Annotated in this window: 6 protein-coding genes; 3 read left to right on the top strand and 3 right to left on the bottom strand. The window is 46.8% G+C overall.

Annotated elements, in window-relative coordinates; translation table 11 throughout:
• Positions 1 to 76: 76 nt before the first annotated feature.
• Together LZU85_RS06170 and LZU85_RS06165 are read right to left on the bottom strand one after the other, a co-directional pair.
• Positions 77 to 3,655, bottom strand: a complete 3,579-nt coding sequence (locus tag LZU85_RS06170) for a hypothetical protein (RefSeq protein WP_237286684.1) — start codon at positions 3,653 to 3,655, stop codon at positions 77 to 79.
• A gap of 48 nt (positions 3,656 to 3,703) precedes the next feature.
• On the bottom strand, positions 3,704 to 4,678 hold the full coding sequence (locus LZU85_RS06165) for a hypothetical protein (protein ID WP_237286683.1): 975 nt from the start codon (positions 4,676 to 4,678) through the stop codon (positions 3,704 to 3,706).
• A 229-nt stretch (positions 4,679 to 4,907) separates the two neighbouring features.
• Between LZU85_RS06165 and LZU85_RS06160 the strand changes: the two genes are divergently transcribed.
• Complete coding sequence (locus LZU85_RS06160; protein ID WP_237286682.1) at positions 4,908 to 6,392, top strand: histidine kinase N-terminal 7TM domain-containing diguanylate cyclase; 1,485 nt, start codon at positions 4,908 to 4,910, stop codon at positions 6,390 to 6,392.
• 77 nt (positions 6,393 to 6,469) lie between these two features.
• Here the strand turns inward: LZU85_RS06160 and LZU85_RS06155 are convergent, their stop codons facing one another.
• Complete coding sequence (locus tag LZU85_RS06155; protein ID WP_237286681.1) at positions 6,470 to 8,017, bottom strand: response regulator transcription factor; 1,548 nt, start codon at positions 8,015 to 8,017, stop codon at positions 6,470 to 6,472.
• 388 nt (positions 8,018 to 8,405) lie between these two features.
• On the opposite strand from LZU85_RS06155, the gene LZU85_RS06150 reads away from it, so the two are divergent.
• Together LZU85_RS06150 and katG are read left to right on the top strand one after the other, a co-directional pair.
• Positions 8,406 to 9,113 (top strand): glycerophosphoryl diester phosphodiesterase, encoded by a 708-nt coding sequence (locus LZU85_RS06150; protein WP_237286680.1) that lies wholly within the window; start codon positions 8,406 to 8,408, stop codon positions 9,111 to 9,113.
• A gap of 367 nt (positions 9,114 to 9,480) precedes the next feature.
• The gene (katG, locus tag LZU85_RS06145) at positions 9,481 to 11,652 is read left to right on the top strand and encodes a catalase/peroxidase HPI (RefSeq protein WP_237286679.1); all 2,172 of its coding nucleotides are present in this window, start codon (positions 9,481 to 9,483) and stop codon (positions 11,650 to 11,652) included.
• Positions 11,653 to 11,697 lie beyond the last annotated feature (45 nt).

The following is an 11,697-nucleotide window of genomic DNA, read 5'->3' as shown; positions in this document are numbered from 1 at the left end:
CTAATGATTGGCACAATAGTGCGAATGTTTTGGCAAGTCGCCATCCGCCCGCAGCATTAGCGGGCGGTTGGTTAGGTTAGAAATAGAGGTAGCTGTATCCCTGCTGCTGCAAGTTGGTTAAGTAATCCTTTGTGGTTTGGTTTAACGGGTTGTCTGTTAAGAAAATCGCCGCTTGTTTGTTTAGCGCTTCAATACCTAACACCGTGGTCAACTCGTTAATAGACGCATTCAACGAGGTTAGTAAGGTGTTTTGGCTTACATCGATAGCCGTAATCTGATTCTCCCCTATATCAAGATATTCCAATTGGCCAAGTTGACGAATGTCTAACTCTGTCAGCAGGTTCCCTACAGTTTGCAAGTTGACCAACTGTGGGTTCATGCTGACATCCAAAGCCAGCAATCCATTGTTATGGATCTGGAAGTCCGTCAATTTTTCCAACTGACTTATGTCTACGTTGGCTAGCTTATTGTCGTTTACATAGAGCATTTGCAGCTGGCTGTTGTTGCTGACATCCAAACTTGTAAGCTGGTTAGTAGAGACGTTCAAATGATTTAACGATCCTAGCGCACGAACATCGAGCGCAGAGAGTTGGTTGTGTTCAACAACCATTTGAATCAGCTTGAGGTTATTACTCACATCTAAACTCGTGAGCTTGTTGTTACTCAAATTTAGAGAGAGTAGTTGAGACAAATGAGCGGTATCAATGGTGGCTAATTGGTTATCATTGGTATCCAACCAAGTCAGTTTAGGATTCTGACTGAGGTCTAAGGCCGTTAGCTGGTTATAAGAAACTCGGAGTTCCTGAAGTAAGGGCAGAGAAGAAAGATCTAACGTGGTCAATTGACATGACTCCGCCGTCAACTTAATCAACTCGGTGTTGTTTGTAAGATCCAAGTTCCCTAACTGATTGAACGACACCGTCAGCGAGTAGAGCAAAGTCAGTGGAGAGACATCTAGCGCGGTAAGTTGATTGCCGCCTACCCACAACTCTTCGAGCTTGAGGTTACCCGTGACATCCAAACTGGTCAGTTGATTGCCTGTAATACTCAGTATGTTTAACTCACTTAAATGGCGAACATCTATGGCGCTTAATTGGTTGTAATCTGCATAAAGCGATAACAACTGAGCATTGTTGGTTAGGTCTAGAACCGTCAGTTGATTGCTCAGTACATTCAAAAACTCGAGCTGAGGCTGTTTGGAGAGATCAACCTGAACGAGTTTATTTGTCGCCACGTCCAAACTTTTCAAATAAATGTTGTTTTGCACATTTAATGTGACCAACTGATTCCCACCAACAATGAGGTACTCCAGTAACCCAAGGTGCCCCACGTCAAGGCTGGTTAGTTGGTTATCCCACGCTTCGACCTCTTTTAGCAGAGTGTTGTTGATCATGTTTAGTTGGCTGAGCTGATTGCGGCCAGCTCTCAAGCTCACCAACTGCGTTAGGTTGGTGATATCAAGTTCTGTGAGTTGATTTTCTGTCACATTTAAACTTTCTAAGGCGTACAACGCACTAACATCAAGAGTCGAGAGTTGGTTGTTCGATAGGTTGAGGCTTTTCAGCTGGGTAAGTTGGTCTATCGCCATTTGGTTGAGCGATGAGTTTGTCACTTCTAGGGTGGTTAATTGCATTAAGCCATTCAATGCTAAGTTATCAATGTGGGATGAAGGCAAGTAAAGCGACTGTAGATTACTCGGTAAATCATTCGCTTGCAGTTCTGCGAGTTGAACATTGGCCAACACCACTGTTTGCAAGTTGGTGAAGTTGGCTAAGCCCTGCAAGCTGGTGAACGCTTGCGGAGAGTCTAAACAGTAAAGCTCTATCAAGTTTTCAGGGTGAGTGACGTTGGTCGCATCCAAACAACGCGCTAACAGCGGATCTTGCACTTGCGCCTGTTGCGACAATGGGAGTGCAATTGGCGGCTCAACTGGTAACCCGCTTACTTTGAAAAAGGTACCGTAGTAGATCTCTTGATGTGCTTTGTTTAATACCAGATAACGGTATTCACTCTGCCCTTCTGGCGATAAGTGACGAGTAAACCACATTTGGCTCGGTTCATCGTTGCTTGCTAGGTCCTGGTCGTAGAACAGTACGCGATGGTTTTGTAAAGCCCAAGTTGATTGCTCTTGCGCCTCGATGTCCAGCGCTATGCCGTTCTCAGCAAAACGCAGCGTAAAAGGTGCGTTCGGTTCAGCAACAGGCATGGCTTCTTCAACTCGCCAATCACCAAGCAGTTCCTGATATGGCACCATCACCGTTTGACGCGTGTCCATCACCATGGCGTCTTGGGTTAAGGTCAGCTCGCCCTCCAGTGACGCGTTGTGAATGCGTTCAAACACTCGTGTCATCTTCGCCATGGCGCGACCATTACTTTGATTCACCACTTGCAACTCGATTTTTTTCAGCCGTTTTAGCCAACCTTCTGTATCTCGGTAGGTCGCCACCGGGTTGGAAACCGTTATGGTGTGCAGACGATTAGCGTATGTCCAGGTTAACTCACTGCCCGTTAACGAATAGATGTTTCCTGTGCCATCGGCATTGAGCTGCAAAACGAAGGCTTCTTCGGCCAGTTGCACGATGTATTCGGCAGCGGACAATTGAGCGTTATCGCTGACCAATAGCGTATCTTGAAGAATTTGTTGCTGAACCTGTGCAAAATCGTTGCTTTGCGTGGCTTGGGTTTCCACACTTTGCAGTGCGTCGGAGTTGTTGATAAACGCCAATGTGTTCTCAACGCCGCTGGGTAGTTGATACTCGGCAGGTTTATCGACCACCAGCTTAATCAATGTTGCACGGCGTAACACCTCTTGGGTATCGATAGAAAGCAGCGCTTGATTGAGATCTTGGTCGCTTTGCAGGTTTTGTGAGGCGATCAACGAGCTGACTGCACTGGTGACATTGGTGATGTTCACGCCAAAATCCACCGAAGTGTCAATGGTCACAGCCTCCGACTCAGTTTGGCCACTTTGTGCAATCAAGCTGGTCAACGATGGGATAATCGAACGAAACTCAACAAATGCTTGCTCCCCAACGCCGCTGGCTCGCAGCTCAATTGGCAATGACAATGCACTCAATTGGTCAGTATCGAGTTCAAGCACATACCGGCCATTCGCATCCGCTTGCACTGTATTCAACGCTTGTCCGTTTAATACTGCGGTCACATTGGCATTGGCGATAACACTGTCTGTCACCATACCAGTAATCGTCACTGTCGAGACTTTACGTAGCACTTTAATTTCATGCACATAACGCGCGAGGTTGTTGGCGCTGTCGGTAATGTCGACCGCAATTTGGAACACGCTGTCTTTCGTCACTTTCGGCGCTTTGATTTTGACAATGCTCGAATCACTATCATCATCGTCCCCTTCAAGCACATGGAAGCCTTGAGGCAGTGTCCAATCAATCGACACGCCCCCTTGTTCTTGGCTAAATGCGCTCAGCGCCACCTCTAAAGTGCCCTGACTGTTGATTCTCTTTGGTGCATCAAACTGAACACTGATGGCTTTGTGCTGCACAGCTTGTATTCGTTCTGTTACCGGTACCGCCGTGTTGCCACCAGCTCCGCCATCGCTACCTCCACCACCACATGCGGTGAGCATCATCGTGATACAGAGCAATATGCTGTGTAACCAAATTTTGGGTTTTCTGTTCATTTGCCATCCTCAGCCAATCAAATTTTTCGTTGTTAGTGTGTTCATCGATTAATAGCGCCACTGTAATCCCACGACGACAGCGACATTTGAGTAGGTAATTTCCGGAACACGCACGCGTTGGCCGCTTTCTAAGGTTCCTTCGAGCATTTCACGGGTTTTGACGTAGCTGTCCAACGTCGCCATCGCGGAAAGATTGTCGAGAAACTGATATCGAACACCCGCTTTTGCGTTAAGGCCATAGCCACTGAAGTAGTCGCTGAGTGTTGTGGTTTCAAACTGGGTGTTTTGCGTTTGTGAATAAAGGTCAACGTTCGCTTCCGCTTCCACGAACCAACTCCAAGGCCCTTTATTGTGGTGGTCAAACTGACTGTCGTAACGAACACCAAACAATGCAATCAAGCCCATGTGGTCTTCCGTCACAGAGATCACTGGAACAAGGTGGTCAGGGTTATTGGCTTGAGGTGTGGTGCCGTCGGTGGTGTTTTGCCCAGGAAGCACAAAACGTGGCACTTCATCGCCTGGATTTCGCGGCAGATCCATCAGTGCTTGGTCAAATTTGGCGGCACCGGGTTGAACAAATTTAAAGTTAGAGCGGGTAAAACTGTTGGTGTAGAAGCGACCACCGACCAACCATTGCAGTTGTGGTGTTTGGTGGTAGCTCAGTTTTAGCCCCAGCTCATTGGCTTTGGTTTTGAAGGCATTTTGTTGTACTCGACCAAAATCACCGACTTCCCAGTACTCCGTTTCAATCTCTGTGGTCAAGGTACTGGCGCTTTGGATATAGAGCCCCCATTGCTCGTTAATGCCGGTATAAGAAAGCTGCCTAATGGCTGGGTTCATCACCGCTACCGATTGAGACAGCTTACCTAAACCACCCACATCGTTTAATTCTTCGCTATATCCGATGCGCTCAAACCCGATCGATACTTCACTAAAAGAACCGTGTTTTTCTGCTAGGGCAACCGCAGTAAAACTGCTAAAAGAAAGGGCGATTAGACAATGAGCCCATGGTGTCATTCGCATTGAGGAAGTTCCTTTGCCAAACTGTTTGTTGTTAGATTCACTGCAGTTAAATGGCAATAGCGAAGAATAAACAGTCCTTTGGCGCGAAAGTCCGAATGATTGGCATCAAAGTCCGAATTTGTTTTTATTATTCGTGATCAACGTTTCATTCATCACCACTATGCAATCAGACCGCAAGAGACTATTATTGCGGCTGTTTTTCCAACAGGCATACAAAGAGTCACAAGGAATGTGGACAGAGTTAACGATTTTTAGCTGGTTTTTATTGCTGTGTTCGGCACTCTCTTTACTTTTAGCCATCGCGGCACTGCGAATTCGCTACCAACCAGTTACCATTTGGTTTGTCGCTCAGTTGCTCGCGTATGCGATTGAAGCCTTTGGTTACGCCTTTGAGCTCACTAGTAAAGACCTCGACACGGCCAATTTCTGGCTGGATATTGAGTTTATTGGCGCGGCGTTTATTCCCACTTTCGTATTGCTTTTCGCTTACGCTTACAAAAATAGAACCTCACCACCGCTGTGGCTGATTGTGACACTGAATACATTCAGCATCCTGGTACTGATTGGCCAGCTTACTAATAGCTATCATCACACTGGGTTTACGTTCACTGAGCTGGAGCGCATTAACGGCCTTTCAGTCGTTAGTTATGAGCTCGGCGTGCTGTATTGGATCTATGCGGTTTATATTCAAGTCGCAGTGATTGCTTCCATTTTGATGTTTTTCCAATGTTTGGTCAGCGCACACCCTGCTCTACGTCCGCAGATCGTGATGATTCTGTCCGGTATTACCCTCACTTGGCTGAACTACCTATGGACCTTGAGCGGCACCACGCCATTTGGCCTCGATTTAAGTGCGTTCGGTTTTATTTTCTGCGTGGTGACGTTTTCCATCAGCGTGTTTCGCTATAATTTTATTAAAATCGCCCCCATCGCCAGAGAGCATATTTTTTATGGTGTCGAGCACGGCTATATCGTGATTGATGAGGAGGAGCGCGTGGTTGACTTTAACCCAGCCGCTCAACGATTTTTACCTGATATTGACGCTAAGATCATCGGTAAGTCGATCGAAACTCTCCCCATCATCGGGGCAAATTGGCCAACCATCGATAGGGTGATGAAGTTAGACAACGGTGTGTACCTTAAATTTGAGCAAAACCCAATTGGCAAAACACCTGAACTGACACTGGGCAGAGTGATCACTATTCAAGATGTGACGGAAAGAGAAGAGATGCTGACGCATATTTCTACTTTGGCCAATACCGATGAACTGACCGGTTGCTTCAACCGACAAGCGATAACTCAAACACTTCCTCAAACCATTGTCGCAGCACGCACCGAGCAGACACCTCTTTCTCTGGTTGTTATCGACGTGATCGGTTTTAAAACGGTCAATGCCATTCATGGTTATACGATTGGCGATATGCGCCTTAAGCAACTTGCGAATTTATTGAGCGCCATCATGCCCGTCAATGCAGTGCTGACGCGCTATGTGAGTGATCTGTTTATCATTGTCTTACCGGATACCAGTTTTGAGCAAGCACAGGATCTTGAACAAGAGATCATTCGTCAAGCGAGAAGCCGTTTAGCCCTCTCGCTACACTCAGCCTGCCTACAACATCGTCCAGAAGAAAGTATGAAACAAGTTCTGGATCGACTGTTGAGCCATAAACGTAAAAACAAAGTTCAGGACTGGGTGGAGCAAACCTCAGCGTAATCGTCCAACGCAAAAGGCATGGCTTGAGAGTTGTTTGTACACACCAACACCGAGAAAGCGGTGACAAGGTTTATGGATTACGAGGATTTTAATGCCTTTTTATACTGAGTTGGAGTTACACCAAACTCTTTACGAAACGCTCGACCAAAGTAGGCTTGATCGCGAAAACCTGCGTTAAACGCGGCTTCTTTTACGCTCAGGCCAGACGCAAGCGCTTCTTTGGCAATTTCAAACTGAACGTGTTTCAAATACTGTGTGTACGAAATACCAAACACTGCTTGTATCCGTCTCTGGTAAGAGCGCACGCTCATATGGAACTGTTCAGCCATAAACTCTACGGTCAGCTCGTGAGAGGTCAGGTATCGGTCAAAAACCAATCTCAACTGCTCAACAAACTCGTTATCGACCGTGTTCTCCACCTTGATATCCATATCAAGTTCAATCTCTTCGGTGATTTTATGACGATTTAGGGCCAAATTAAGCATTCTTTGCTGAATAATGCGTCGGTTTTCGATGAGGGCGTTTAACCGCGCGATCAAAATCATAGGTTCGATACTTTTCCGCACGCAATCATCGGCACTGGCTTGCCATGCCGCTAGGCGACTTTGTTCACAGGCGTTCATACTGCAAATGACAAAGGGTATCGTTGAGCACTCTTCCCGATGTCGCAACGTCTGCAACCAATCTATCGCCGTACCATCATCGAGCTGAGAATCACACAGAATCAGTTCTGGACTGCCCTGCTCCAACTCATACTCAGCACCTTGTAAATTCTGGCACCAAATGATCCTGAACTCTGGAGAAAGATGAAATTCCAGCCATTCGAGCATTTCTGGGTCGCTTTCAACAACCAAGATTTGTGGTTTGCTTTTGTCCGCCATACCTTGTTGATGAATCGCAGGACGCGGCATGGTCACTTCAAGTGGCAGTAAATTGGCGGGGATCCTGATGACAGCGGAGCTGATCGCATTGCCATCGCAGATAATCCCGAATTCGCCACCTGCTTCGGTTACTCGTTTGGCAAGAAAAAGGTACTCAACATCGTGACATGATGTAAGTGGGCCCGTTGCAGGAGACTCGTTAACCAAGCGCAGTTCAAAATGAGCGCCAAACTCTGCATCCAAAAGATAAGTTTGCTGCTGGTCTTGTTTTGTCAACAACTCACAACACTTGACCAACGCCGAATCTAGTAGCTCGCGATTGGTTCGCAAAATAAGTGCTGGCATTGCTCTCGCGTGAATGATGGTGTGATTAGTCTCGGTTTGATGAAAGCCTTCAAGTTTCGATTTCAACCAAGGCTGTAATAAGATCAATGAATCAAGCTCACTACCATCTAGAACCTGATCTGGGCTGGCAAGCGACAACAGTGAACGGATGCGATGTTCTATCTCTTTTCCATGTACGTGCACGATGTACGGCGTAAGCATTTGAAGCTCTTTTTTTATCACTTCGATTAACTGACGATTCGCTAATTGAGCGTGTTGAGCAAGATGTGCTGTTTTGTCTAACTGCTGGTTTACTTGCTGAAGTTGAGCTTGGAGATGACGGCGCTTAGAAAGAGAACAAGAAAGGAAGTAACCAAGTAACCCCGTAACCAACATCGCTGTAGCAATTAGTAGTGACATCGCTTCCTTTTCCTGATGAATCAACTTCGAGAATCAGTACCATTTTCAAGATATTCCTTATATTAGCAATGACATTTTATGAATGAAGATCACATTTATAATGTTATGACACTTAGTGCTAAATCTTACAATTTTCATGGTTTTCTATCTTATCTTATCCGTGGGTAACGCTACGCCACCGAGGAAAATAAACCCCTCTCTGTGTCGTTTGTCCATTAAGATGGTGTTTGAAACCTTTTTCAGCGATAGTGTGTTTTTAACGATCAACCAACTGAAATGGAACAGCTTTTTGTGGATGAAATCACACCCGCGTTTTTTCAGCTGTGTCAGGATCAGCAAGTTACGCTCATCCCTTCTCGATGAGGTGTGATTGAATTAAGGAAACCCAATGCCTCCAATGATTGTCGGCCACCGTGGTGTGGCTGGTTCTTACCCTGAAAATACCCAAGTGAGTGTACAAGCGGCTATTGACCTTGGCCTGAGCTGGGTTGAAATTGATGTGCAGCCGACCAAGGATAACGTGTTGGTTGTCTGCCACGATCATACGATCGATCGCTGCAGTAACGGCAAAGGCCGTGTCGATGCTTATGATTTGAAAGCGCTTCAAGCGTTTGATTTTGGGGGATGGTTCAACGAGCAGTTTACTGGCGAGACGATTATGACCCTAGAATCCCTACTCAAACTCGCTGCTGAATACGATTTAGGGCTCAATATCGAAGTGAAAGTCGACAACCACGATGTGGCTAAAGTGGCTTTGAATCTGAAAAACCTTTTGGATAGAAGCCCCCTGACCGCCGATAAAATTCTGCTCTCGAGTTTTAGTCACGACATCATCTTACAGCTTCATCAGCACTGTCCTGGTTACAAGCTCGGCGTGCTCAGTGAGCGATTGTCTCAACGAGACCGCCAAGTGCTCAAGGAAGTCAACGCATTCAGCTGTAACCTCAACTACCGCTGGATCACAGAAAAACACATTCGCGATTTAAAAACGGGCGGGTATCAAATCTGGTGTTACACCCTCAATCAACCGGATAAGTTTCGCTATCTCGATAAAGTAGACGCCATTTTTTCGGACTATCCAGAACGTTTTTTATAATCACCAAATCAATACAACATCAATCGCGATTAACCTGTAAATGCACCCACATTCATTGGGTGCATTTATTTTTACAGAACAAAAAACGGCAAACGTGATCTGGTCTCGATTTACGAGATCAAACAGTAGTATTAATCGCTCCCACTCAGTAAAACCATAACTTTAACATGGGTATCTGTATGTTAGAGATGGTTGATGTGAGCTTCTATTTTCTTGTTTTCACCTATTAATCAAATAGAGACAACGAATTAGATAAACCCCCATTTGAGGCATAAGATTAGTGTCAACAGGTGCTGAAATAGTCGTCACCACATCACTCAACGTTGCAGACCTCACCTAGAATAATGCGACCGACAAGGAGCAACAAATGGAACAGAAACCTACCCACACCAGCGGCCAATGCCCAGTAATGCATGGCGGCGCCACTTCTTCAAATTCATCCAATGTCGCTTGGTGGCCTAAAGCCCTCAATCTCGACATCCTTCATCAACATGACCGTAAATCCAACCCAATGGGTGCCGATTTCAGTTACCGTGAAGAGCTCAAAAAACTGGATGTTGAAGCACTCAAACGCGATCTCAAGGCGCTGATGACTGATAGCCAAGATTGGTGGCCAGCAGATTGGGGACACTACGGCGGTTTGATGATCCGTATGGCGTGGCACTCAGCAGGCTCTTATCGTGTGGGTGATGGCCGTGGTGGTGCGGATACTGGTAACCAACGTTTTGCTCCGCTGAATTCTTGGCCTGATAACGCCAACCTAGATAAAGCGCGACGTCTACTTTGGCCAATTAAGCAAAAGTACGGCAACAAAATTAGCTGGGCTGATTTGATGATCCTTGCCGGTAACATGGCGTACGAGTCAATGGGTCTGAAAACCTTCGGCTTTGCCTTTGGTCGTGAAGACATCTGGCATCCAGAAAAAGACATTTATTGGGGTGCAGAGCAAGAATGGTTAGCGCCATCTGGTGCAGAAAACAGCCGTTACTCTGGTGAGCGCGACCTAGAAAATCCGCTTGCTGCTGTGATGATGGGCCTTATTTACGTTAACCCTGAAGGTGTAGATGGTAATCCTGACCCACTAAAAACAGCCAAAGACATGCGTGTGACTTTTGCTCGCATGGGGATGAACGATGAAGAAACGGTCGCGCTGACGGCGGGTGGTCACACGGTTGGTAAAGCACACGGTAACGGCAACGCAGCAAACTTAGGCGCCGATCCAGAAAGTGCGGATTTGGAAGAGCAAGGCCTAGGTTGGAACAACCACAAGTCACGCGGTATTGGTCGCGACACGGTGACCAGTGGTATTGAAGGCGCATGGACGACAAACCCAACACAATGGGATAACGGCTTCTTCCACCTGCTATTTAGCTACGATTGGTGGTTACAGAAGAGCCCCGCAGGTGCTTGGCAATGGGAACCAGTGAACATCAAAGAGGAAGACAAACCAGTTGATGTGGAAGATCCAACGATTCGCCACAACCCCATCATGACCGATGCGGATATGGCGCTGAAACTGGACCCAGAGTACCGTAAGATTTCTGAGCGATTCCACAAAGATCCCGCTTACTTCTCTGAAACCTTCGCTCGCGCCTGGTTTAAGCTGACTCACCGCGACATGGGACCAAAAGCTCGCTACTTTGGCCCAGATGTCCCTGCAGAAACGTTGATTTGGCAAGATCCAGTTCCGACAGGCCGTAAAGACTACGACGTAGATGCAGTGAAAGCGAAAATCATCGCCAGTGGTTTGAGCATCGGCGAAATGGTTTCGACCGCGTGGGATAGCGCACGCACCTTCCGCAACTCAGATAAACGTGGTGGTGCCAACGGTGCTCGTATTCGACTTGCGCCACAGAAAGATTGGCTAGGCAACGAACCAGAAAAACTCGCGAAAGTGCTTAATGTCCTTGAAGCAATTTCCTCTGAGTTCAACATCAGTGTGGCAGACACCATCGTGCTTGCAGGTAATGTGGGTGTTGAGCAAGCCGCGAAAGCCGCTGGTATTGCAATCACTGTTCCATTTGCAGCAGGTCGCGGCGATGCCACCATCGAGCAGACCGATGTGGAATCTTTCGACGTCCTTGAACCAATTGCTGATGGATTCCGCAACTGGCAGAAACAACACTATGCGGTCAACCCTGAAGAGTTGCTGCTGGATCGTGCTCAACTGCTTGGCTTAACAGCACCAGAGATGACGGTATTGATTGGTGGGCTACGCGTACTCGGTACAAACCATGGCGATACTAAGCATGGTGTGTTTACCGATAATGTTGGCGCATTAAGTAATGACTTCTTTGTGAACTTGACAGACATGCGTTACACCTGGAAGCCAACCGGTCGCAACTCTTACGATATCGTCGAGCGTAACAGTGGCAACGTGAAATGGACAGCTACCCGTGTCGACTTAGTGTTTGGTTCCAACTCTATCTTGCGTGCTTACGCTGAAGTGTACGCTCAAGATGACAACAAAGAGAAGTTCGTGAAAGACTTTGTGGCCGCTTGGACTAAAGTAATGAACGCGGATCGCTTCGATATCTAATCGAATCGGTTACCAAACTTGCACTCAAAGCCCCTTAGCTGACAT

It is taken from the genome of Vibrio floridensis (genome assembly GCF_021852965.1).
GTDB classification, from domain to species: Bacteria; Pseudomonadota; Gammaproteobacteria; order Enterobacterales; family Vibrionaceae; genus Vibrio; species Vibrio floridensis.
Note: the sequence above shows the minus strand (reverse complement) of the source record. Positions and strands in the feature narration are given on the sequence as shown.

Excerpts from the sequence above, each read along its gene's own strand:
- LZU85_RS06170 (WP_237286684.1), bottom strand. The coding sequence starts at position 3,655 with ATGAACAGAAAACCCAAAATTTGGTTACACAGCATATTGCTCTGTATC.
- LZU85_RS06160 (WP_237286682.1), top strand. The coding sequence starts at position 4,908 with ATGTGGACAGAGTTAACGATTTTTAGCTGGTTTTTATTGCTGTGTTCG.
- LZU85_RS06165 (WP_237286683.1), bottom strand. The coding sequence starts at position 4,678 with ATGCGAATGACACCATGGGCTCATTGTCTAATCGCCCTTTCTTTTAGC.
- LZU85_RS06150 (WP_237286680.1), top strand. The coding sequence starts at position 8,406 with ATGCCTCCAATGATTGTCGGCCACCGTGGTGTGGCTGGTTCTTACCCT.
- katG (WP_237286679.1), top strand. The coding sequence starts at position 9,481 with ATGGAACAGAAACCTACCCACACCAGCGGCCAATGCCCAGTAATGCAT.
- LZU85_RS06155 (WP_237286681.1), bottom strand. The coding sequence starts at position 8,017 with ATGTCACTACTAATTGCTACAGCGATGTTGGTTACGGGGTTACTTGGT.